This is a genomic window from Mesorhizobium sp. WSM4836 (assembly GCF_055811815.1).
Genome location: NZ_JBVVQF010000008.1, coordinates 1 through 23,642, shown reverse-complemented (window position 1 = coordinate 23,642; position 23,642 = coordinate 1). Strand labels below are relative to the sequence as shown.

22 protein-coding genes and 1 pseudogene are annotated in these 23,642 nt (G+C 62.2%); 19 read left to right on the top strand and 4 right to left on the bottom strand.

Going from position 1 to position 23,642, the window contains the following annotated elements:
* The first annotated feature begins 50 nt into the window (after window positions 1-50).
* The 8 genes from copM to AC0L2P_RS11890 all read left to right on the top strand — a co-directional run bounded on the left by copM (window position 51) and on the right by AC0L2P_RS11890 (window position 7,905).
* Entirely contained in the window at window positions 51-623 is a 573-nt protein-coding gene (gene copM, locus AC0L2P_RS11925) for a CopM family metallochaperone (protein WP_473501408.1), read from the top strand.
* Window positions 624-673: 50 nt separating this feature from the next.
* Window positions 674-1,123: a hypothetical protein gene (locus AC0L2P_RS11920; RefSeq protein ID WP_473501407.1), complete on the top strand. Its 450-nt coding sequence runs from the start codon at window positions 674-676 to the stop codon at window positions 1,121-1,123.
* A gap of 19 nt (window positions 1,124-1,142) precedes the next feature.
* Complete coding sequence (locus AC0L2P_RS11915) at window positions 1,143-1,454, top strand: DUF2933 domain-containing protein (protein ID WP_473501406.1); 312 nt, start codon at window positions 1,143-1,145, stop codon at window positions 1,452-1,454.
* 2 nt (window positions 1,455-1,456) lie between these two features.
* Window positions 1,457-2,125, top strand: a complete 669-nt coding sequence (locus tag AC0L2P_RS11910) for a methyltransferase family protein (protein ID WP_473501405.1) — start codon at window positions 1,457-1,459, stop codon at window positions 2,123-2,125.
* 86 nt (window positions 2,126-2,211) lie between these two features.
* On the top strand, window positions 2,212-3,642 hold the full coding sequence (locus tag AC0L2P_RS11905; RefSeq protein WP_473501404.1) for a multicopper oxidase family protein: 1,431 nt from the start codon (window positions 2,212-2,214) through the stop codon (window positions 3,640-3,642).
* A gap of 28 nt (window positions 3,643-3,670) precedes the next feature.
* A complete protein-coding gene (locus tag AC0L2P_RS11900; RefSeq protein ID WP_473501403.1) occupies window positions 3,671-6,124 on the top strand; it encodes a heavy metal translocating P-type ATPase in 2,454 nt (817 codons plus the stop codon).
* Window positions 6,125-6,132: 8 nt separating this feature from the next.
* Window positions 6,133-7,392, top strand: a complete 1,260-nt coding sequence (locus tag AC0L2P_RS11895; RefSeq protein ID WP_473501402.1) for an MFS transporter — start codon at window positions 6,133-6,135, stop codon at window positions 7,390-7,392.
* Between the two features lie 66 nt (window positions 7,393-7,458).
* Window positions 7,459-7,905 carry a pyridoxamine 5'-phosphate oxidase family protein gene (locus AC0L2P_RS11890; RefSeq protein ID WP_473501401.1) on the top strand — a complete coding sequence of 149 codons (447 nt, stop codon included), beginning with the start codon at window positions 7,459-7,461 and terminating at the stop codon, window positions 7,903-7,905.
* A 221-nt stretch (window positions 7,906-8,126) separates the two neighbouring features.
* Here the strand turns inward: AC0L2P_RS11890 and AC0L2P_RS11885 are convergent, their stop codons facing one another.
* Together AC0L2P_RS11885 and AC0L2P_RS11880 are read right to left on the bottom strand one after the other, a co-directional pair.
* A complete protein-coding gene (locus AC0L2P_RS11885) occupies window positions 8,127-9,440 on the bottom strand; it encodes a glucoamylase family protein (RefSeq protein ID WP_473501400.1) in 1,314 nt (437 codons plus the stop codon).
* A gap of 71 nt (window positions 9,441-9,511) precedes the next feature.
* A complete protein-coding gene (locus tag AC0L2P_RS11880; RefSeq protein ID WP_473501589.1) occupies window positions 9,512-10,156 on the bottom strand; it encodes a CBS domain-containing protein in 645 nt (214 codons plus the stop codon).
* Window positions 10,157-10,424: 268 nt separating this feature from the next.
* On the opposite strand from AC0L2P_RS11880, the gene AC0L2P_RS11875 reads away from it, so the two are divergent.
* The 11 genes from AC0L2P_RS11875 (at window position 10,425) to AC0L2P_RS11825 (ending at window position 23,021) form a co-directional block, all read left to right on the top strand.
* Window positions 10,425-11,132: an ABC transporter ATP-binding protein gene (locus tag AC0L2P_RS11875; RefSeq protein WP_473501399.1), complete on the top strand. Its 708-nt coding sequence runs from the start codon at window positions 10,425-10,427 to the stop codon at window positions 11,130-11,132.
* Window positions 11,133-11,137: 5 nt separating this feature from the next.
* On the top strand, window positions 11,138-13,501 hold the full coding sequence (locus AC0L2P_RS11870; RefSeq protein ID WP_473501398.1) for an ABC transporter permease: 2,364 nt from the start codon (window positions 11,138-11,140) through the stop codon (window positions 13,499-13,501).
* An 18-nt stretch (window positions 13,502-13,519) separates the two neighbouring features.
* Complete coding sequence (locus tag AC0L2P_RS11865) at window positions 13,520-14,764, top strand: efflux RND transporter periplasmic adaptor subunit (RefSeq protein ID WP_473501397.1); 1,245 nt, start codon at window positions 13,520-13,522, stop codon at window positions 14,762-14,764.
* Between the two features lie 1,087 nt (window positions 14,765-15,851).
* Window positions 15,852-16,463, top strand: coding sequence for a cupin domain-containing protein (locus tag AC0L2P_RS11860; protein ID WP_473501396.1), 612 nt, complete (start codon window positions 15,852-15,854; stop codon window positions 16,461-16,463).
* Between the two features lie 116 nt (window positions 16,464-16,579).
* Window positions 16,580-17,518 (top strand): ABC transporter substrate-binding protein, encoded by a 939-nt coding sequence (locus AC0L2P_RS11855; protein WP_473501395.1) that lies wholly within the window; start codon window positions 16,580-16,582, stop codon window positions 17,516-17,518.
* A gap of 73 nt (window positions 17,519-17,591) precedes the next feature.
* Window positions 17,592-18,389 (top strand): ATP-binding cassette domain-containing protein, encoded by a 798-nt coding sequence (locus AC0L2P_RS11850; protein ID WP_473501394.1) that lies wholly within the window; start codon window positions 17,592-17,594, stop codon window positions 18,387-18,389.
* Entirely contained in the window at window positions 18,386-19,390 is a 1,005-nt protein-coding gene (locus AC0L2P_RS11845) for an ABC transporter permease (RefSeq protein WP_473501393.1), read from the top strand. Before AC0L2P_RS11850 ends, AC0L2P_RS11845 begins: the two co-directional genes overlap by 4 nt.
* A gap of 4 nt (window positions 19,391-19,394) precedes the next feature.
* Window positions 19,395-20,483, top strand: a complete 1,089-nt coding sequence (locus AC0L2P_RS11840; RefSeq protein WP_473501392.1) for a phosphotriesterase family protein — start codon at window positions 19,395-19,397, stop codon at window positions 20,481-20,483.
* Window positions 20,484-20,511: 28 nt separating this feature from the next.
* Window positions 20,512-21,282: a glutamine amidotransferase gene (locus AC0L2P_RS11835; RefSeq protein ID WP_473501391.1), complete on the top strand. Its 771-nt coding sequence runs from the start codon at window positions 20,512-20,514 to the stop codon at window positions 21,280-21,282.
* A 3-nt stretch (window positions 21,283-21,285) separates the two neighbouring features.
* The gene (locus AC0L2P_RS11830) at window positions 21,286-22,194 is read left to right on the top strand and encodes a ribokinase (protein ID WP_473501390.1); all 909 of its coding nucleotides are present in this window, start codon (window positions 21,286-21,288) and stop codon (window positions 22,192-22,194) included.
* Window positions 22,191-23,021: a BtpA/SgcQ family protein gene (locus AC0L2P_RS11825; RefSeq protein WP_473501389.1), complete on the top strand. Its 831-nt coding sequence runs from the start codon at window positions 22,191-22,193 to the stop codon at window positions 23,019-23,021. The genes AC0L2P_RS11830 and AC0L2P_RS11825 overlap by 4 nt, the downstream gene beginning before the upstream one ends.
* A 90-nt stretch (window positions 23,022-23,111) precedes the next feature.
* Here the strand turns inward: AC0L2P_RS11825 and AC0L2P_RS11820 are convergent, their stop codons facing one another.
* Entirely contained in the window at window positions 23,112-23,357 is a 246-nt protein-coding gene (locus tag AC0L2P_RS11820) for a type II toxin-antitoxin system Phd/YefM family antitoxin (RefSeq protein ID WP_473501388.1), read from the bottom strand.
* Window positions 23,358-23,501: 144 nt separating this feature from the next.
* Window positions 23,502-23,642 (bottom strand): annotated as a pseudogene (locus AC0L2P_RS11815) (S-(hydroxymethyl)glutathione synthase); the annotation flags it as partial.

Below are 23,642 nucleotides of genomic sequence, written 5' to 3'. Positions count from 1 at the left end.
GCTTCCAAAGTTCGCCTGTCGGTTGCACACCAGCGACAAAGGAAACAGTCATGAAAATCCACCTTGGATTGATCATGCTCGGAGTCCTTGCAACTCTGTCCGGCGCGGCATTTGCGCAGACGGATCCGCATCATCCGGCGACCCATGCATCAAAAACCAAGACAACGGCTCCTGGCGCGGAGGCGATGCCGGGCGGTTTGCCCGAGCAGTGCACGTCGATGATGTCGACGATGCAGAAGATGATGCCCATGATGGAGCAGATGGCTTCCATGATGCAGCAAATGATGCCAGGCGGCACAACGCAGGGCGGCGGCATGATGCAGGGCGGCGGCATGATGAACATGCCGATGGACACCGCCAACATGCCCGAGGCCTCCAGGTCTTACATGGATGCCATGAAGCGAATGGACGGGCCGATGATGCAGGGCATCCAGGCCGGCGATCCCGATGTCGCCTTCGTCAAGGCAATGATTCCGCACCATCAAGGTGCCATCGACATGGCTCGTGCGGTTCTGCAATTCGGCAAGGATGATCAGGTCAAGGACTGGGCCAATCAGATCATCACGGCTCAGCAGGCCGAAATCGCCGCCATGCAGGAATGGCTCAAGCAGCACGTGAAGTGACAGAAAGTCGCCGCCGCCGGAGGCCGGTAAAGCAAGTCGAGGTTCAGCCCATGAAAGCAGCAGTCAATCCATGGACGACGTCATCCGCAACTCTTGTCCTGGCGGGAATAATCATCGCCGGCATCGGGTTGTATTTCATCGTTCTCAGGGCGCCACTGCTGCCCGAGGATGTCCGCTATATGCGGCTCTCGGCCGGCGAACTGGAAGCCATTGGTCCGCGTCTGACGATGTGGCTCACGCGGGTTTTCCGGGTGCTCGGCGGCTACGCCCTCGCCACCGGCGTTCTCCTGATTGCGCTGGCGATCACCGCGTTCCGCGCGCGCCATCCGGTCGCGTTGATCGGTGCTCTGATAGGAGGAGCGTCGTCCATCGGCCTTATGTCGGTGGTCAACTTCACGATTGGCTCCGACTTCAGGTGGCCACTGTTCGCCTGCGCGCTGGTCTGGGCCGTGAGCCTCGTCGCGTATGGGCTGGAAAGCTCGCGCAATAACAATCGCTGACAAATAAGGAACCCATCCCATGGATACCAACAACGTGCATCGCATGTCGGGTCCGTCGACCGGGTCCGAACCAGAACCGGCGGCCGAGGCGGGCGGATTTTGGGCTTCGAAGACCGGACTAGTCACGATCACTTTCCTGGTGATCGCTGCATTTTTCCTCCTTACTGAGCACCGGGCGCATGCGCTGGGCATCCTGCCCTTTCTGCTGCTGCTCGCCTGTCCTCTGCTTCACGTATTCCACCGTGGGCATGGCGGCCACGGCGGCCATGCCAGGCACAAGGAAACCGAGCAGGACGCACAAGACAGCACCATCCACCATAAAGGAGCATGACGATGGTCGAGCAATCTCCCGCCTATGGCCTCTGGGGCCTGGCTATCATCAATTCGGCGGTCTTCATCCTGTTTGCATTCAGCTTCTTCAAGCCGCGAACCAGCCGCGACTGGCGCTCCTTCGGTGCGTTCAGCGCCTTCCTGGTGGCGCTGTTTGCCGAGATGTACGGGTTCCCCCTGACGATCTACCTGTTCTCGGGGTGGCTGCAGTCACGATACCCCCGCATCGAATGGTTCTCGCATGATGCCGGTCACCTCCCGGAGATGATGTTCGGCTGGCGTCTCAATCCGCATTTCGGCCCGTTTCACATTCTCAGCTTCTTCCTGATCGGTGGCGGATTCGTGCTGATCTCGACCGCGTGGCGGGTGCTTTACCAAGCGCAGCATCACAATCGCCTCGCAACCGGCGGCCCATATGCCGCTGTACGGCATCCGCAATATGTCGGCTTCGTTCTCGTCATGGCAGGGTTCCTCGTGCAGTGGCCGACGCTGCTGACGCTGGCGATGTTTCCTATACTGGTCGGCATGTATGTGCGGCTTTCCTTCATTGAAGAGCGTGAGGCCAGAAAGGAATTCGGCGACGCATACGACCGTTACGCAGGCCGTGTCCCCGCTTTTTTTCCGCATCTGGCCAGACTGTTCGGTTCCGCCGGCGAGCACCGTGCGCCCTGATCGCCCCGACTCATCGCCGGCGCGTTTGAACCTGATCTTGTGCTGAACGAAACAACGAAACTCCCAATTGAACCGAGGAAACCATTATGAAACGTCGAGATGTCCTGAAGGGCGCGGTGGCAGGCGCCGCAGCTTTTGCAATGCCATCGAGCCTGCTCGCGGCGCCCTCCGCTACTCAGTCGGGCGGCCAGCCACTCGGCATCTCGCGCCGCACGATCGAGGTGAACGGCAAAGCTGCAACCGTGTTCGGCCTGCGAAGGGCCGACGGCGCGCCCGGCCTGCGCTTGCGGACGAGCGAAGCCTTCAATGTCACGGTTCGAAACGAGACTGCCGAGCCGACGATCATACATTGGCATGGGTTGACGCCGCCTTGGCCGAGCGACGGCGTTGCCGACGCGCCACTGCCACTCATCGGCGCGCGAGCCGATCGCAGTTTCGATTTCCCGGTCGGCGAGCCCGGCACCTTCTGGATGCATGCCCATACCTTGCAGGAGCAATCGCTGCTGGCTGCGCCGCTCATCGTCGCCGATCCTGCCGATGATGCAAAAGACGAGCAGGAGGTTGTCATCCTGCTCCACGACTTCTCGTTTTCGTCTCCGGAGGAGCTGCTGGCCGGGCTGCAGAATAAGAATACCGGCGGCTCCACACCGATGGACGGCATGAACATGTCAGGTGGGGCCGGCGACGCCATGGCTGGGATGAATCACGGCGGCGTGGCGATGGATATCAATGACATCGAGTATGACGCCTATCTGGCCAATGACCGCTCCCTGGACGACCCCGAGATCGTCCCGGTCGAGCGGGGCGGACGCGTGCGGGTGCGGATCATCAACGGCGCCACGGCGACGGCGTTCACGATCGACTTCGGCGAGCTTGAAGGCGAGCTGATCGCGGTCGACGGTCAGCCTGTCGAACCGGTCACGGGCCGGCGGTTTCCAATGACGATGGGCCAGCGCATCGACGTGCGCGTGAAGTTGCCGCGCGACCTCAGCTCCTCCTTTCCGATCCTGGCGCTGCGCGAGGGGAGCAAGGAACGAACTGGAATTGTCCTGCGTCCAGCGGGGGCAACCGTGGCCAAGCTCAAGAAGGCGGCTGATGTCGACGCTCCGATTTTGGACCTGACGCTTGAGGCACAACTTCGAGCAATCGCGCCGCTTGCCTCGCGCCCTGCGGACAAGACCTTCGGAATGGCACTGACCGGCGACATGGCTGCCTATCGCTGGGGATTCGAAACCAGCGCTCGCATCTTGGCGGACAACGGCGATCGCGTCGAGGTCACGCTGCGCAACGACACCATGATGGCCCACCCGATGCACCTTCACGGCCATCATTTCCAGGTGGTCGCGATTGATGGCCAGCGCTTCCAGGGCGCGGTTCGCGACACCGTGCTGGTGCCGCCGATGCGCTCGGTCACCATTGCCGTCGACGCAGCCAATCCCGGCAAATGGGCATTCCATTGTCACCACCTCTACCACATGGCGAGCGGCATGATGTCGACCTTTGCCTATCAAAGCTGAGACGCACCCGCGGCACGGAGAAGCAATGATGAAAAAGGTCAATCTGGAAGTGCGCGACCTTGTCGGCATGATGGATTTCGCGGCGGTCGAAAAGCGTCTCGCGGCGTTGCCGGGTGTTGCCGGTGTCGCCATGAATGCGGGCTCCACGACCGCAACCGTCGAATTCGATGAAGCGCTGACGAACCCGGAAACCCTTGCCCGCGAAATCCAGGCCTGCGGCTTCCATTGCCGCGGTGAGATCGTGCCCCGGCACCTGTGCATTCCCAACAGCATGACGATCCCGCCGGGGCATCCGCGCCCGGAGTCCGGTCACGCCGGGCACGATTACGCCCAACACGATCATGGGAGACACGACGATGGGGAGCACGCCGCCATGATCGAGCCGGCTCCTGCGATTCATGGGCCGATTGCCGCCAAGGCGCGGCACGACGCCATGGCCCAAGAGATGGGACACGGCGCCGGCGTGGACATGCAGGGCATGGTCAAGGATATACGTAACCGGTTCTTCATCAGCCTGGTCTTTGCCCTGCCGATTTTCGCCATGGAGCCGATGGGTCTGGGCGGACCTTGGCTGCGTCCGCCCTTCGGGCTGAGCGAAGACCTTGCGATGTTCTTCTTCGCTAGCGCCGCGATCCTCTATCCGGTCTGGCCTTTCCTGGTCGCCGCCTGGCGGGCCCTGCGTAACGGCGTTCTCAACATGGCCGTGCTGGTGGTGCTGAGCGTCGGCACCGGCTATCTATTCAGCGTCGGCGCGACCTTCTTCTTCGAAGGGCAGCAGTTCTACGAGGCCGCGAGCGTGTTGCTCGTGTTCATCCTGCTCGGGCACTGGCTGGAGATGCGCGCCCGTGCCGGGGCGTCGGCCGCGATCAGGGCCCTGCTCGACCTCGCCCCGCCCATGGCCACCGTCCTGCGCGATGGCAAGGAGGTCGAGGTTGCGACCGCCGACGTCGTGCTCGGCGACATCGTGGTCCTGCGCCCCGGCAACAAGCTTCCCGTCGACGGCGAGGTGGTCGAGGGTACGTCGACCATCGACGAATCGATGCTGACCGGCGAGTCGATGCCGGTGACCAAGAAGGTCGGCGACAAGGTCATCGGGGCGACCATCAACAAGAGTGGCACGCTGCGCTATCGCTCCACCAAGGTGGGCGCCGACACCGCCCTCGCCCAGATCGTGAAGCTGGTCCAGGAGGCCCAGAACTCGAAGGCACCGGCGCAGTTGCTCGCCGATCGTGCCTCGCAATGGCTGGTACTCGCGGCGATCCTCATCGGGCTTGCGACCTTCGCCGTCTGGTTCTGGTGGCTCGGCCAGCCTCTGCTGTTCGCGATGACCTTGACCATAACGGTCTTCGTCATCGCCTGTCCCGATGCGCTCGGCCTCGCCACCCCGATGGCCGTGATGGTCGGCACTGGCCTTGGCGCGGCAAACGGGATCCTGTTCAAGAATGCCGCCGCTCTCGAGGAAGCGACCAAGCTCGACGTGATCGTTTTCGACAAAACCGGCACGCTCACCATGGGTCAGCCCAAGGTTGTCGAGATCGTCTCCGCCGCCAACATTTCGCCCGACGAGGTTCTGCAAGTCGCGGCCGCCGTGGATCAGGGATCGGAGCATCCGCTGGCTGTCGCCATCGTCGAGCGGGCCGGAGACCTGAAACTCCCAAAGGTTTCGGGTTTCCTGAACATCGACGGCAAGGGCGCCAGTGCCGCCATCGATGGAGACCAGGTCTTCCTCGGCAACCGGCGCCTCATGGATGAGCAGAAGATCGATCTTCTGGCACTCGGCGAGAAGGCCGAGAGGCTCAAGGGTGAAGGTCGCACCGTCATCCATGTCGCACGGTCCGGCAAGCTGCTCGGGCTGATCGCAATCGCAGATACGCCGCGCCCGACGGCCATCGCAACGATTGCCAAATTGCACGACCAGGGCGTTCGCGTGGCCATGCTCACCGGTGACAACGCCGGCACCGCCAAGCGCATCGCGGACGTGCTCGGCATCGACATCGTCCTCGCAGACGTGCTGCCAGGGCAGAAGGCAGAAAAGATCAAGGAGTTGCAGGGGCAAGGCCTGAAGGTCGGCATGGTCGGCGATGGCGTCAACGATGCGCCAGCCCTGACGCAGGCCGACGTCGGATTTGCTATCGGCGCGGGCACCGACGTCGCCATTGAAAGCGCCGACATCGTGCTGATGAAGAGCGATCCCTACGATGTGGTCGGTGCGATGACGCTCTCGCGCGCCACGCTGTGCAAGATGCACCAGAACCTGTGGTGGGCGGTCGGATACAATCTCATCGCCTTCCCGATCGCGGCGGGCGTGTTCTACCCGTTCCTGCTGAGCCCCGAGCTTGCGGCGCTGGCAATGTCGGGCAGTTCGGCGCTTGTGGCCGTCAACGCCCTGCTGCTCAAGCGAACCAGGCTCGAAGGCATCCGTCCTGCCGCGTCGACCACCGCAGGCGCAGTTCATCAAGACCCTGCGGGCGCACAGGCATGAGGGTGTCGATGCAAGCTCGCCTGCCGACGCCGCGGTGGGCCTTGGGCGCACTTCTCGCCTCGGCCTTTGTCGTTGCGCTCGGCTACGGAATCGTCTTGCCGGTCCTGCCGATGATGGTCGAGCGGCTTGCCGGTTCCACAGACCCGACATTCAACGCGCGGCAGATTGGCTTCCTGACCGCTGCCTATGTCGCCGCGCCGGTCGGCGCCGCTTTCCTCTGGGGGAAGTGGTCGGATTTGATCGGGCGCAGACCCGTCCTTGTCGTCGGTCTGATCGGCTTTGCCATCACCCTGGCCGCTTCGGCGCTGGCGCCAAGTCTGCTCGTTCTTTATGTCGGTCGGATCTTGAATGGCGGCTTCGCGGCTGCCGTGGGGCCAACGGCTCTTGCGTTCATTGCCGACACCGAAGGCGAGGACGATCGCCGCACAAGAGCGTTTGGCCGGATGAGCATGGCGTCGATCGCAGGCTTCCTGCTCGGGCCCACGCTCGGCGGGCTCGTGGCGGAACTGAAGCTTGACCTGAGCATGGCGGCTGCCCTGTCGCAGGCGGTTCCCTTCTTTCTTGCGTCCGGCCTCGCTGTAGCGGCAGCGCTCGGCGTGTGGTTTGCGCTGCCTGGAAACCTGTTGCCCAGCCCCGGTGCCGAGGCGAGCAAGCACGGCTCGTCAATGTTCGTGCCCGGAGAGCTACGGCTGCTCGCCCTTGCCGCCGTGGCCGCGGCAGGGCTTGGTGCATTCGAGGTCGGGCTCACGCTGCGAAACGTCGAACTCGCAATGGGTCCCGCCGCCCTCGGCCTCATGTTCGCGACATGCAGCGTTGTGATGTTTGCGGTCCAGGGCCTTGTCTTTTCGCCGCTCGTCAAACCGGCGACGGCGAGGCTGCTTGTGGCTCCCGCCTTCCTGGTGATGGCGATTGGTCTGGCAGTTATGCCAACAATTGCCGGGCTCACGGAAATGCTGTTTGCAGTTTCCCTTGTTTCGGCTTCGGCCGGCGTAATCAGCCCGCTGCTCGCCTACTGGGTGTCGCGCATCAGCGCACGAAGCCAAGGTGTGGAACTCGGCATCCAGTCGGCTGCGGTCAGCCTCGGGCTGTCAGTGGGCTCCGCAGCCGCCGGCCTGCTGTTCGGTTCCCACCGTCTGGAAAGCGCCGCCTTCCTCGCCGCTGCCGCGGCCATGGGTCTCGCCGCAATCTCAAGCTTGAAGCTGCCGCTGCCATTTGCGCGCGCGCATTCGCGGCCGAGACCTGCCGACCAAGCGGACGCAGCAGTTTGATCCAAGTCATTGCGAGTGCAGCTGCCAAGGTGTGAAATAAGCTGTGAAAAAGAGGAGTTCGCATCGATGCGGATCCGCACACTTTCCAGTTTGGAATGCACGAAATTGCTGGCGGCCAATCGCGTCGGCCATCTGGCATGCGCGAAGGACGGACAGCCCTACGTCGTGTGTTTCAACTACGCCTACGCTGACACTCACCTCTATGCGTTTTCCTTGCTAGGCAAGAAGATCGAATGGATGAGAGCCAATCCCCTGGTCTGCGTCCAGGTAGAGGAACACGACCAAGGACGCGGATGGAGAAGCGTCATTGTCGACGGCCGCTTTGAAGAACTGAGTGATCGGACCGGCCATGAGTTTCAACGCGGTCATGCATGGTCAGTGTTGAGCAAGCACGCGGACTGGTGGGAGCCTGGTGCCCTCAAGCCGATCGGACCTCCCATGTCAGACAGCACTCCGCACGTCTTCTTTCGTATTCTCGTTGAAGACGTGTCGGGCCGTGAAGCAAGCGAATAGGCTGTTTCCATTGATCCATGCGCCGAACGGCACCCTGCAGTCGATTGCGCCGGCCCGATCGGTTTTGCCTTAATTGTTAGCGCCGTCATCGCGGCTTGCCCCGGCCAGCGCCGACCGGGGCCAGCGCCGAATTGTCCGGGAACGCTTCGCCAAAGGAAAGGTCGTGACTACGACGCTCCCCTGTTTCACGGCTTTGTTGATTCCTCCGCCGGCCAAGCCGATCAAGCAGTTGGCGTCGGGCTTGGTTCAAGCTCCCTCAACCAGCCGCCCTCGAACCCCGCCTGTTGCAGGCCGCTACGGATGTACCGGCACGAGCGCATCAGCCGCCACAAAAGGCCGCTGCGGTCGTTCTCGATCATCAGGACAATCGGGCCCTCGTTGAGGCCGAAGTGCCAAGGCGAAACCCACCATCCAAAGGCGCTGCCGGATGTCCCCGGATGCGTCGGGTTGAAGGCCGCCTTGAAGCCATAGGCATTTGCGGCCTTGAGCTTGGCCTGGTGGATGCAGAAACTGATCGCCGGCCGGACGATTTCAGGAGCAAACGGCAAGGATGCCGCGACAGCCCAAGGGGCGAGCGTGCCATCGTCGGGACCATAAGGGACACCGCGCCCGACATAGCCCTCGAACCGGCGTTCGATGCCGTTCAACTTGAGCGTGGAAGGACCAGGACCCTCGCTTGCGGTGATGCCCCAGCAGTGTTCGCCATAACCCTCGAATCCACGCGGATTGTCGACGGCATAACGCTGTTGGACGAAGGTGGCGCGTCGGCTGTTCTCGAAATAGTCGCTTCCCTTGCAGCGCATGAAGGCATCCTGCACGCCACGAAAGTCGATCCATACGTGCGAGAGCTGGTGGATGAACAGCGGTCCCGCATAGAGGTAATCATAACCGTAACAGCTCTCCCATCGGAAGGTCGAGGTCCACGCAGTGTAGCTGCTCGGAGGCAACGGGTGTGTCGGCGAACCTAGTCCCAGGACATAGAGCAAGAGCGCTTCGTCGTAGCCTTCCCAGCGATATTTCAGGAACCCGTGCTCAGGAGTCCAGCCATGGGTTACGGTGTCTCCCCCATCCTGTGCCCAGCGCCAGTCGGCCCGGTGGTAGAGCGCTTCGGCTAAGCCGCGGATCTCGGCTTCGGCCTCGGTGTCTTTCTCGAAATACTGCCCTGCAGCCAGCGCGCCTGCCAGCAGCAACGTGCTGTCGATCGTCGACAGCTCGCATTGCCAGGCCCGCCGGCCGGTCTGCATGTCCAGGAAGTGATAGTAAAAACCGCGATATCCGGTACCATCCGGTTCCGGCCCCTGTGGGCTATTCCAGAAGAAGCGCAGCGTCGCCAAAGTCCGCTCGGCCGCCACAATTCGCGTCATAAATCCGCGCTCGACACCCACTGTATAGCATGCCAGCGCAAGGCCGGTGGCCGCGATGCTTGCCGGCCAATTCGCCTCGGTCTTGTCCCGGATGAGACCGTTGGCGGGGTTCGCCTCATGGATGAAGTAATCGAATGTCTCCCGTTGCAGGGCCGCAAGATCGTCTTGCATGGCTGAGGTGTTCGCGACGCTGTTGGTCTTGGGAGAATGCGCTCGCATCGCTCTGCGTTCCCGTCCGCTGTTCACGGATGCGCCAGACACAGATGGTCGAACACCCCTTTGACGCCCCTGACGCCTTCGGCAACCACGCGGACAGCATCCCGTTCATTCTGCGATCTGACCACGCCCGAAAAATGCACCAGGCCATCAGTCACCGTAAGCGTTAATGCGTCTGCTTCGACCCCTGCGTCCTCTCGCAATCGTGCAAGAATGCTGCGCCGGATCGCATCGTCACCTGCCGCCGTAGCGTCGTCAGACCTGCTCGCAACGACGACGCGCAGAAGATCGGCGCGGCTGACGACGCCGACCAGACGCTGTCCTTTCATCACCGGAATGCGCTTTATGCCGTGCTCCTGCATCAGCGCAACAATTCGCGCTATCGGGGTTTCCTCGTCGGCCACGATGACATCCGAGGTCATCAGATCCGCCACTTTCCAGCTGTGGCCCTTCACATAGCCGCGCGCCTCACCTGCCGGAAAAGCTGAGGCACCGAGTTCCGACCTGCGCAGGAAATCACCTTCGCTCACAATTCCAGCCAGGCGTCCGTCGTCATCGACGACAGGCATGCCGCTGATGCTATGATCGAGCATGATCCGTGCGGCGTGTCTTATGCTGTGGTCAGGCGACACGGTAACAACCTTTGCAGTCATTACATCCTTTGCTCTCATCTGCCTTATCCTTAGCTCAGTAAACAGGCGTCCGAGCGCCAATTGGCGGCATTGTAGCGTAGCAGTCCACGACCTTCTTGAGGCAAATCAATACCGGGTCAGAACCAGCCGATTCTGGCGACTCGGATGCTCACTCCCTGGTTGTTGACCGGAGCTGGCACTCGGTCACGGCCTTTGGATCCCTGTTTTGATTTGTATCAATGTCGCGCTCACCTCGACGGGTGACTGTGGCAAGCGACGCGACAGATGCCTCAAATCCCCGACGGCCATGGCTGACACCGTCTTCACCGCAAAAGCGCTGACCAAAACCTACACCTCGGGTGAGACGCAAGTGCTTGCACTGCGTAAGCTGGACCTTGAGATTTCGGCGGGAGAGATGGTCGTTCTGCTCGGACCGTCGGGCAGCGGGAAGTCGACGCTGCTCAACATCATGGGCGGACTTGACCATGCCACGAGCGGCCAGTTGTTCTTCAGGGGCCAGGAACTGACCAATCTCGACGATCGGGGCCTGACGGCCTATCGGCGGCAGCATGTCGGGTTTGTGTTTCAGTTCTACAACCTGATCCCCAGTCTGACGGCTTACGAAAATGTCGCCTTGGTTACGGAGATTTCAGATCATCCGATGCGCCCGGAGGAGGCGCTCGCCCTGGTCGGACTTGAACCCAGGATGCACCATTTCCCGGCTCAGCTCTCCGGTGGCGAGCAGCAGCGTGTGGCCATTGCCCGCGCGATCGCCAAGCGCCCGGACGTGTTGCTCTGCGACGAGCCGACCGGCGCGCTGGATTCCAAGACAGGCATCCGGGTAATCGAGGCACTGCTTGGCATCAATGCCCAGCTTGGCACCACAACGCTCATCATCACGCACAATGCCAGCATCCAGGACGTCGCCGACCGCGTCCTGTTTTTCGCCGACGGGCAGATCTCGAGAACCCGTAAGAACGAGGTTCGCCGAACTGCCGCCGAGCTGATCTGGTGATCTGGATGCGCGTGCTCGATGTCAAGCTCCTTCGCGACTTCGGGCGGCTCTGGGCGCAGGCGCTTGCCATCGCCCTGGTCATAGCCGGAGGAGTGGCGACGCTTATCCTCGCCGTCGGTTCCTACCGTTCCCTCGACGAGACGCGCACCGCCTACTACGAACGCTACCGCTTCGCCGACGTCTTTGCTTCGGTGAGCCGCGCACCAAAAACGCTCGTCGACCGGATTGCCGAGATTCCCGGCGTCGCTTCGGTCGACGCGCGAATAGCCAGGCTCGTGCTGCTCGACATACCGGATTATCTGGAGCCGGCGACAGGTGAAGTCATCTCCCTGCCGGAGATCGGTGAGGCTTCGCTCAACCTGCTCTACATGCGTGTTGGTCGCATGCCAGAGCCTGGGCGAGCCGAAGAGGTCGTCGTCAACGAAGGCTTTGCCTTGTCCCACGGCTTTCAACCCGGGGCACGTTTCTCGGCCATATTGAATGGCCGGAAACGTGAATTGACGATTGTCGGGATCGCGCTGTCTCCGGAGTTCATCTATGCGGTCGGACCAGGCGACATCATGCCGGACGATCGCCGCTTCGGCCTCATCTGGATGTCTGAAAAAGCGCTTGCCAGCGCCTTCGACCTCGATGATGCGTTCTCATCAGTGTCGTTGAAGCTGCTGCGGGGTGCGTCCGAGAGTGAGGTCATGATGCGCCTCGATGCCCTGCTTGAGCGCTATGGCGGGCGAGCGGCCTACGGGCGCAAGGACCAGACTTCGCATGCCTGGCTGAACCACGAACTGGACATGCTCAACAACATGAGCCGGACGCTGCCGCCGATTTTCCTTTTGGTATCGGCATTCCTGGTCAATCTCACACTCACCCGGCTGGTTGCCCTGGAACGCGAGCAGATCGGGCTGATGAAGGCGCTGGGATACAACAACGCCAGCATCGTCTCGCACTACCTGAAATTCGTCATCCTCATCGTGATGGTCGGCATTGTGATCGGCAGCGCAGCAGGCACTTGGCTGGGGATGCGCATCACCAATCTGTTCGGCGACTTCTTCCATTTTCCGTTCCTCGTCTTTACCAAGAGCCTGGACCTCTACGTCATTGCCGCCGCGCTCAGTCTCGTTGCCGCAATCATCGGGGCGGTGCGCGCGCTTCGCGAGGTCATTCGATTGGCGCCTGCCGTCGCGATGCAGGCGCCGGCGCCTCCGCGCTATCGGCGACTGCTGCCGGCGAGCTTCTCTCTCGACAGACTCATCTCCCAGCCGACCACGATGATGTTGCGCAACATCACGCGCCATCCACTCAGGTCGTTGTTCACGACGCTTGGAATTGCGCTGGCGACAGCCATCCTGATCGTTTCGCTTTTCACCGGCGACGCGATGGAGGAGTTGATTGATGTAACGTACTTCCTCGCCGACCGTCAGGACGCCACTGTGAGTTTCGTGGAAAAACGTCCGCTCGACGTCGTCCTGCAGATCGCACGGCTTCCGGGCGTCCTTGTCGCCGAACCTCACCGCGAGGTGCCTGTCCGCATAAGGAACGGCAACGTTCAGCGCCGCATCATGATCAGCGGCAGGCTGCGTAACGCCGACCTCAACCGCATCATTGATGTCGACCTGCGGCCAGTCGGCCTGCCAGAAGGGGGCCTGGCGATTTCGAGCATGCTTGCGAGTATCCTGGGAGTGAGGGTTGGCGATCCCGTCGAGCTCGACTTGCTGGAAGGAACAAGGCGGACCGTTGTCGTGCCTGTGGCAGCCCTGGTGGAAGACTACTTCGGCATCCGCGGGATGATGGATTCAGACACGCTCGCGCGCCTGATGCGCGAAGCGCCGTCGGTAAACAGCATCAATGTCAGTCTCGACCAGAACAGTCGGGAGGCGTTCTATCCTGCGATTAAGGACATGCCGATTGTCGGTGGCCTGGCCTTGCAGCGAGTGTCGCTTGCGAATTTCCGCAAGCTGGTGGCCCTGCTGATCACGACCATGGCCAGCATTTACACCGGGCTGGCTTGCGTCATCGCTTTTGGCGTCGTCTACAACAGCGCCCGCATCTCGCTCTCCGAACGGGCGCGGGAGTTGGCCAGCTTGCGCGTCCTCGGCTTCACTAGGGGCGAAGTATTGCGCATCCTCCTGCTCGAACTTGCCCTGCTCACGCTGATCGCGCAGCCGCCCGGTTGGCTGATTGGCTATGGCCTTGCCTGGATCATGCAGAAGAACCTGGCAGGCGAACTGATGCGGGTACGTCTGATCGTCGAGCAATCCACCTATGTCTTCGCCAGCGCCATCGTGGTCGCCGCAGCAGTACTTTCCGCGCTCGTCGTTCGCCGAAGGCTCAACGAGCTGGACCTTGTCGCCGTTCTCAAGACGCGAGATTGAACGATGCGCGCAATATGGATGAAGCGAATTTTTGGGATCGCTGCTGTGACGGTGTTGGGGGCCGGCGCCCTCTGGTTCGCATGGCCGCGGCCCATTGCTGTGGACCTCGCGACGGTGGCGAAAGGTCCCATGGAGGTCACGATCGACGACGAGGCGAAAACGCGCGTGCGCCACGTCTATACAGTGTCTGCCCCCATCGCCGGCAAGGTCTTGCGGATCTCTCCGCCGCGTCACGTCGGGGATCAAGTTACAAAGGACGCAACGGTCATGGCGGTGATGCAGCCGACGCTGCCCGGCTTTCACGACGCACGCACCCATGAGGAGCTGCGGGCGGCACTGGCTGGGGCCGACGCGGCGGTGAACCTTGCGGCAGCCGAGATACGTCGGATCGAGGCCGCGCTTGCATTTTCGCGAAAGCAGCTTGGGCGGGCCGAGGCGCTGGCGCGCACAGAAGCGATCTCTTTAAAGGTTCTCGACGCAGCCAAATTCGACATCGATACTAATGAAGCAGCGCTCGCCGGTGCGAAAGCCCAACTCGAGGTCCGCCGAAACGAGCGTGACAGCGTTGCAGCGCGACTTGGCGAACAATCGGGTCCCGCTCCGGAGTTGGATCCCGCCTGCTGCATACAGTTGCGCGCCCCCGTAACCGGCAGCGTCCTTAAGATCATCCAGGAGAGCGAGGGCGTGGTCCAGGCTGGTGCTCCGCTGATCGAAATCGGTGACCCTCTCGATCTCGAAATCATCGCGGACCTGCTGTCGACCGACGCTGTCCGCATCAAACAAGGCGCGCCAGTCTGGATCGACAACTGGGGTGGACCGCCAGTCCAGGGCCGCGTCGTACGCGTCGATCCGGCGGGCTTCACCAAGATTTCAGCCCTTGGCATCGAGGAACAACGGGTCCGCACGACGATCGACCTAAACGACCCTCGGGCGAAATGGTCGGCACTAGGACATGATTACCGCGTCATCGTGCATATCACGATCTGGAAAGCCGACGACATCCTGACCGTGCCCGTGGCTGCCCTGTTCCGACAAGGAGACGACTGGGCGGTGTTCTCGGTAAGGGACGGCCGTACACGGGCGTCCATCATCGAGATTGGTCAGCGAAACAACAGCACGGCAGAGGTTCTGTCGGGCTTGGTCGCAGGCGATCGAGTGGTGCTGCACCCGAGCGACAGGGTCACGGACGGCGCGATCGTCGCGGAGCGCGACGGCTTGATGGCGCCCACGGCGATCTCCTCCATTCTGTTACGATGGCAGTGAACCGACGATCGTCTGACGCAGATCAAAGGTGTTCGACTGCCAGCAGTTGGGCTTGTCCGGCCTTCGCAATCAAAGGAGAATAATAACCATGAGACCCTTTCGACGGTTGCTAGCGTCTGTTCAACAACGCTTTTCAGGGCGAATCCTGCTTTCGCGCAAAGTCTTGATAATCGAGAGTGGATGTCAAACCGATGCGGCCTTTCAGTTGCGAGCATCGCTTGCTGGAGCCGCTTTAGTCGGTCGGAGGCCAATGGCATTTTCAATCGAACGCTAATATACATGACGCTCGAACGAGCAGCGCCTGCCAGATACTTGAGGAATGCCATGCGAAGGCTCATCTTCACGGCAATGTGTATCGCCGCCGCAACAGCCGCTAACGCCCATGATTGGTACGAAGACAAGATTGACCCACAGACCAAATTCAAGTGCTGCGGTGGTTCTGATTGCCGCGCCATTCCTCGGTCTTCGGTGCGATCCAGGGTAGACGGCGGTTACACTTATTTGCCGCATAATTTCACCATCCCACGGGACCGCGTCCAGGAATCCCCGGACGGGCAATACCATATCTGCGAAAATAAATATGTCGTAACCAATGAGCTGTATTGGCGTTGCTTCTTCGCCCCTCGTGTGGATGTGTCTATACTTCTAAAGCATTAACAGCACACCGCTTCCGCACGCCGCCGCTACCGAGAGCCTGCGCGCCCCGGGGCGTAACTCCATAGGCGCTGCCGCGGGTGACTTCTGGCCGACTTCGCGAATTCGGTCACAGTCCAGATTTAATCCGGTCGGCACGGCCGTGGTTGCGTAGATTGGCTGCGTGGCCCGCCTTGCCCGCATTGTCGCTCCAAGTCCACTCGCCACGTGACGCAACGCGGTAACGGCTGGCGATTTCGACCACGATGGGCAGCCAAGCGATAGGACAACTGGGGCGAGATCATCAGCACGGTTCATGCGGGAGCAGCATTCGCCCAGATGCCGGAGCTACGGCTGCAGTCTCGAATTTGACGCATCAGCACTTGCAAATCGTCGGCAGAGGTCTTTTGCTCGCGCGATAGTTGCCCTTGACCGTTGAATGGTTGGCGAACAGATGAACAAAATCGATCGACGGCGGCCGGAGTCAGAAACGGACGCCACCGTAAATGCCACGAGACTTGGGACTCGGCTGCGCCTCGCCCGCCAGACACGGGGCATGACGCTAAAGAGGCTGGCCGCGGCTGCGAATTGCTCGGAAAGCCTGCTGTCCAAGATCGAGAACGGCAAGGCTTCGCCGTCCCTGCCCATGCTTCACCGCCTGGTCGAGGTTCTCGACACCAACATCGGCTGGATGTTCGAGCAGGTCGATGACGACGAGGCGATCGTATTCCGGGCGGGCGCAAGGCCTTTGATTGCGCTCGACGCGCTACGGCGTGGCGAGGGAATTTCGCTCGAACGCATCATTCCGTATTCGCCTGGCCATCTCTTACAATGCAACATCCATCACATTGAGGCAGAGGGCTCGAGCGAAGGTCCGATCCAGCATGCCGGCGAGGAAGTGGGCTATGTGCTCGCAGGCCGGATCGAGCTGATCGTCGACGGCAAGAGCCATGCTCTCGCCACTGGCGATGCCTTCGTGTTCAGGTCCGAGCTGCCGCATCATTACCGCAACATCGGCGAGGAACGCGCCAGCATTTTCTGGGTCAACACGCCAGCGACTTTCTGAACGACGCTCTGCGTTCATTTGGATTGACAAATATTCAAGTCTCTTGAATGTTTGCGTCGTGCCTGTAGCACCAACGGGACCAGCCGAGGTCTGGTCCGCAAGCAAGGGGAACCGAAATGCGTCTGTTCAAACTTCTCGCCGGCTGTGCGGCCGCCATTGCCATGGGCTCGGCAGCCATGGGATCGGCGCTTGCCGATACGTTCGCTCTCGTCAACATCAACCAGCAGGCCCTGTTCTTCAACCAGATCAACGAGGGTGCGCAAAAGGCAGCCGACGCCGCCGGCGCCAAGCTGGTCATCTTCAACGCCAACAATGTGCCGAGCGCGCAGAACGACGCGATCGAGAACTACATCACGCAGAAAGTCGACGGCATCATTCTGGTCGCCATCGACGTCAACGGCGTCAAGCCTGCGATCACCGCGGCCAAGGCGGCCGGCATTCCGGTCATCGCCATCGACGCGCAGATCCCCGACGGCGACACTATTTCGTTCATCGGTGTCGACAACACCAAGGCCGGCGAGGACATCGGCAAGTTCTACGCCGACTATGTCAAGACCGAGATGGGCGGCAAGGCCAAGATCGGCATCGTCGGCGCGCTCAATTCATTCATCCAGAACCAGCGGCTCGACGGGTTCAAGAAGGCGGTGACCGAAAGCGGCCAGGCCGTCACCTTCCTCGACACGGTCGACGGCCAGAACGTTCAGGAGACCGCGTTGAACGCTTCGGAAAACCTGATGACCGCCAACCCGGACATGAACTCGCTCTATGCGACCGGAGAGCCGGCCTTGCTCGGCGCCGTTTCGGCGGTGACCAGCCAGGGCCGTACCGGCGACGTCAAGGTGTTCGGCTGGGATCTGACCAAGCAGGCCGTTCAGGGCATCGATGACGGCTGGGTGGTGGCGGTCGTGCAGCAGGATCCGGCCGGCGAAGGCAAGGCCGCGGTCGAAGCGCTGGGCAAGCTCAAGAAGGGCGAGAAAGTCGATCCGATCATCAATATCCCGGTGACGATCGTGACCAAGAAGAATGTCGACCAATACCGCGCGATGTTCAAGTAAACTGCGTCGGCGACCGAGCCGCGGCGCCGCCTGAGGCTGCGTCGCGGATGCCTGCAATCGCGTGGAATCCCAGATGAGCAGTGGCCAGACCTATCGGGTGCGGATGAGCGGCATCTCAAAGCGCTACAACGCCATCCAGACGCTCGATGACGTGTCGCTGACGCTGAAGCCGGGCGAGGTGCTGGGGCTCGTCGGCGACAATGGCGCCGGCAAGTCGACATTGAGCAAGGTGCTGTCGGGGGCAGTGGTCCCGGACGCCGGCACTATCGAGATCGACGGCAAGCCGGTGATCTTCACCTCGCCGGCGGACGCACGTGCGGCGCGCGTCGAGATGGTTTACCAGGACCTGTCGCTGTGCGACACGGTCGATGTCGCCGGCAATCTGTTTCTCGGCCGCGAGCCGCGCCACCGCATCGCCGGTATTTCCTTTCTCGACAAGAAGCGCATGCATGACGAGACGCGCCAGATGCTCGATCGGCTCGGTATCGTCATTGCCGACACACGGCTCAAGGTCGAAAACCTCTCCGGCGGGCAGCGCCAATCGATCGCGATCGGCCGCGCCGCCTCGTTCGCGCCGGCCGTGCTGATCATGGACGAGCCGACGGCAGCGCTTGCCGTGGCCGAAGTCGAGGCAGTGCTCGAACTGATCCGCGCGGTCAGTGCACGCGGTGTCAGCGTCATCCTGATCACCCATCGGCTGCAGGACCTGTTCCTCGTCTGCGATCGCATCCAGGTCATGTATGAGGGGCGCAATGTCGCCGAGCGGCTGATCGGCGAGACCAATATCGAAGACGTGGTCAATCTGATCGTCGGCCGCAAGTTCAGCGCGCGTTCCGCCACCAATGGCTATCGCGGTGGAGCGTCGGCATGAGCGACGCGACCCACGCCGCCCAGCCCTCACGAGTACACAAGAGCACCTGGCGCGATGCGCTGCTCGCCAATGGCAGTGTCGTCTCGATCGCGCTGTTCTTTCTGGTCGTTTGCATCATCTTCTCGGTTGCGACCGACGCCTTTCTGACATCGCCCAATCTGTTGAACATCCTGCGGCAGTCGGCGCCGCTACTGATCGTCGCCGCGGCAATGACCTTCGTCATCACCACTGGCGGCATCGATCTTTCGGTCGGCTCGGTGCTGGCGCTGGTGGCGACGCTGTCGGCGACGTTTTTGCAGTTTGGCCTGCCGTGGCCAGTCGTTATCCTCGCCATGTTGGCGCTCGGTGGCCTGCTTGGCGCGGTACAGGGCTATTTCGTCGCCTATGAGGGCATCCCGTCCTTCATCGTCACGCTTGCCGGGCTTTCGGTGATCCGTGGCGTGGCGCTGCTAATCACCGGCGGCTATTCCATCCCGATCGAGCCCGGAAGCGCTTTCACCGTGCTGGGCCGCGCCTGGTTCGTTGGCGTGCCGGTGCCGGCGCTGATCGCGCTGGCAATCCTGGCTATCGCCTATCTCGCCTTCAACGAGACGCCATTCGGCCGCTATGTCACCGGCATCGGCGCCAACGCTGAGGCCGTGCGGCGTGCCGGCGTCAACACCCGGCAGACGACGCTCTTCGTCTATGTGATTTCCGCCACCGCGGCAGCCCTTGCCGGGATCATCATTGCTGCCCGCCTTGGATCGGGATCTTCGAACGCCGGACAGGGTTTCGAGCTGGAAGTAATCGCCGCCGTCGTGCTCGGCGGCACCAGCCTGTTCGGCGGCCGTGGAACGATCATTGGCACGGTGCTCGGCGCGCTGACCGTGGCCGTCATCGGCAACGGCCTGATCCTGGCGCATCTGTCGCCTTTCCTGACCCCGATTGTCACCGGAACGATCATCCTGATCGCCATCTGGCTGAACTTCCGCCTGTTCCGCGGCGCCGTGCGGAGCCGTTGAGCCGATGAGCGGTCTTTTCGATGACGCGGTGCCCGGCCAGCGGCTGGCGATCGGGGTCGATACTGGCCATGTGATGACCGTGCTCGGCCCGGTTCCGGTCGACGACCTAGGCATAACGCTGATGCACGAGCACATCTTGCTCGATGGCGCCCGCAGCTGGAAATGCCCCTGCCATCCCGATGACTTGGCGATCGCCGAGCAGCCGGTGAACATCGAGATCATCGGCGAGTTGCGCATGAACCCTTACGTCAACCGCGACAACGTTTCGCTCGACGACGCCGACCTGGCACTGTCGGAGCTGCAGCGCTATCGCGCGCTGGGCGGCCACACCGTCGTCGACGCCACCAATATCGGCATCGGCCGCGACCCCGAAAAGCTCGCCCGCATCAGCCGCATGTCCGGCCTGAAGATCGTCATGGGCACCGGCTTCTATCTCGAGCACACCCATCCCGAATGGCTGAAGACCATGGATGTCGACGCCGTGACCGAGTTCATCGTCAACGATGTCGGCGGCGGCGAGACGCAGCCGCCGATCATGGCCGGGCTGATCGGCGAGGTCGGCGTCAGCAAGGATTTCACCGCCGAGGAACGCAAGTCGCTGCGCGCTTCGGCGCGCGCTTCGCGGATCACCGGCGTGCCGCTGTCGATCCATCTGCCGGGCTGGGAGCGGCTGGCGCACGAGGTGCTCGATATCGTCGAGGCCGAAGGCGCCGATCTTCGTCATACGGTGCTCTGCCACATGAACCCGAGCCACGACGATCCCGACTACCAGAAAAGCCTCGCCCGGCGCGGCGCGTTCCTCGAATACGACATGATCGGCATGGACTATTACTACGCCGACCAGGACGCGCAATCGCCCTCCGACGAGGAGAATGCACGCGCCATCACCGCCCTTGTCCAGGCGGGCTTCGGCGACCGCCTGCTGTTGTCGCAGGACGTGTTCCTCAAGATCATGCTGACGCGCTTCGGCGGCTTCGGCTATGGCTATATCCTGAAGCATTTCATACCGCGCCTGAAACGCCACGGCGTCGAGCAGGCGGCCATCGACCGCATGCTGATCGCCAATCCGAAGAGCGTGTTCGCGCGGTTCTAAGAAGCCCAGACTTACGACGGGAGTTCAAATGTCCAAGAAAAAAATCCTGCTTGCCGGCGAATCCTGGGTCTCGACGGCGACCCATATCAAGGGCTTCGACCAGTTTCCGACCGTCACCTACCACACCGGCGCGGACGAATTGCTGGGCGCGCTGAAGACGACCGACTTCGACGTCACCTTCATGCCGGCGCATGAGGCGCAGCGCGGCTTTCCACAGACCATAGAAGCGCTGTCGGCCTATGACGCGGTCGTGCTCTCCGACATCGGCGCCAACACGCTGCTGCTGCATCCCGACACCTGGGTCCACTCCAAGCCGACCCCGAACCGCCTGCGCCTGCTGCGCGATTACGTCAGCGGCGGCGGCGGTCTGTTGATGTTCGGCGGCTACTACAGCTTCCAGGGCATCAATGGCGGCGCGCGCTACCGCAAGACCCCGGTCGAGGACGTGCTGCCGGTGAACTGCCTGGCCTACGACGACCGTGTCGAGGTTCCCGAAGGTTTTGCGCCCGTGCCGAAGCCGGGGTCGAGCCATCCCATCCTCAGGGGCCTCGGCTCGGACTGGCCGATCCTGCTCGGCTTCAACGAGGTGACGCTGAAGGACGGGGCCGAGGTCCTGGCCAGCGTGTCGTCGGACTATGGCTCGCTGCCGCTGCTTGTCACCGGCCATTACGGCAAGGGCCGCACCGTGGCGTGGACATCCGATGTCGGGCCGCATTGGCTGCCGCCGCAATTCATCGCCTGGCCAGGCTACAAGACCCTGTTCGAACAGATGCTGGGCTGGGCGACCAGTGAGAGCTGAACCATGCATGTCCACGTCGTCGGCAATGCCTGCGTCGATACCGTGTTTCGCGTCGGCCGCTTCCCTGTCGCGGGCGAGACCTTGAATGCCGTGAGCTATGCCGACGGGCTCGGCGGCAAGGGCGCCAACCAGGCAGTCGCAGCAGCACGGACTGGTGCAGAGGTGACGTTCTGGACGGCGCTCGGCAAGGACCCCGCTGGCGCGTGGATCAGGACCCGCCTCGACAGCGAGTTGTCCGACCTTGAGGTGAGTGAATTCGAGCTGCCGAGCGACCGCTCGACCATCGTCGTCGATAAAGGCGGAGAGAATTTCATCGTCAGCGGCGTCGTCTGCAGCGAAGCCTTCGACCCGGTGGCGCAGACAGCACTTGTTCGCTGGATCGCGCCCGGTGACATCCTCGTCTGTCAGGGCAATTTGCGGGCTGCTGCGACCAATGCCTGCCTCGGGGCAGCAAGGGAAAACGGTGCGCGCACCGTCCTCAACGCCAGCCCGATCGACACGGGCTCGCTGCCCGATCTCGGCCTAGCGGAGGTTTTGGTAGTCAACCAATCCGAGGCGAAAACCCTGACCGGCCGGGATGACATGACAGCAGCAGCCGGCGCGCTGGTAGCCAAAGGCGCAGGCACCGTCGTCATCACGCTCGGTGCCGCAGGCTGTCTCGTGCTTGGCCCGGGCCATGAAAAGCCGCTTCGTTTGCCGGCGCCGCAGGTCGAGGCGCTCGACACCAGCGGCGCCGGCGATGTGTTCTGCGGCTGCCTGACCGGCGGGCTTGCGCGGGGCATGCCGGTCACTTCAGCGCTGGAGCTTGCGCTCGCGGCGGCCGCAATCGCCGTGACACGGCCGGGCACGCTGGCATCCTGTCCTTCCGCCTCCGAGATGGCGGCGCTCATCGATCAAATGGAGCTCTCATGACCCAGATCGGCCAATCCGGCGGCGACGCGCTTCTAGACCTTTTCGGCCGCACCAAGGTGGTGATCGGCGTCGTTCACCTGGCGCCGCTGCCCGGCGCGCCGCGCTATGACGGCGAGGCCGTGGAAGTGATCTACCAGCGCGGGCTCGATGACGCCAAAGCCTATCTCGATGGCGGCTGCGACGGCGTCATCGTCGAGAACCATGGCGATATCCCCTTCGCCAAGCCTGACGATATCGGGCCGGAGACGGCGGCCTATATGGCGGTCGTCTCCGACCGAATCCGCCGCGAGCTCGGCAGGCCGATCGGCATCAATGTCCTGGCCAACGCCGCGATCCCGGCCTTGGCGATCGCCAGCGCTGTCGGCGCCGGTTTCGTCCGCGTCAATCAATGGGCAAACGCCTATGTCGCCAATGAGGGCTTTATCGATGGCGAGTCGGGCCGCGCGGCGCGCTACCGCGCCAGGCTGCGCGCCAACGGCATCCGCATTTTCGCCGATGCCCATGTCAAGCACGGCGCACACGCCATCGTCGCCGACCGTCCGGTGGAGGAACTGGTCAAGGACCTGGTCTTCTTCGACGCTGACGCCATCATCGCCACCGGCCAGCGCACCGGCCACGCCGCGGATTTGGGCTACATACGCATGATCAAGCAGGCCGCCGGCCTGCCGACGCTGGTCGGCAGCGGGGTCACGGCGGACAACGCCAAGGATATCCTCGCCATTGTCGACGGGGTCATCATCGCCAGCGCGCTGAAGCACGACGGCGTCTGGTGGAACCAGGTCGACTCTGCTCGAGTAAAGGCCTTCATGGGTGGTCTGAAGCGATAGTTGACTTCAGGTGCCTAGCAAGGGCGGCTTGCGGGAGCTTTCCGGGCGCGCGCGCCGCCCAGAGCAGAAGACGGATATCGAGCAGAAGTTTCATGGCTCGCCGCCAAACAGCTTCTCGATTTCCTCATCGGCCATGCGATCAAAATCGTCCGGAACTGAAAACTGCCCGGCCATAAACCCCACGCGACGCATTTCGCCGGCCGCAGGTGCGTCGATGGCAACGACCTTGACCATCGGCTTGCCGGATTTGGCGATAATGAGGGATTCGCCTTTGGCCGCCCTGTCGATAAGACAAGACAGATGCGTCTTGGCCTCGTGGATATTGACGGTGCGCATGGCGGGCCTCGTGACTTAGTCTGTAAAACTTAGTCTAGGTCTATAAAACTTAGTCTAGTGGATTTTCGATGACCCACATGCGCACGTACACATGATCGAGCCGGGCGATGTCGCCCGGCTCGATCGATGATAGTCGAGCGGCTACTAGGCCGGCAACGCGCCGGATCTCTTGGCCGTCCAGGTGGCGACATAGTCCATCAGGCCTGGATTGAGGCAATCATAGGGCTCGAGCCCGATTGACTTCAGCTGTGACCTTATGCCGTCCATGCGGCTCGGATCGACACC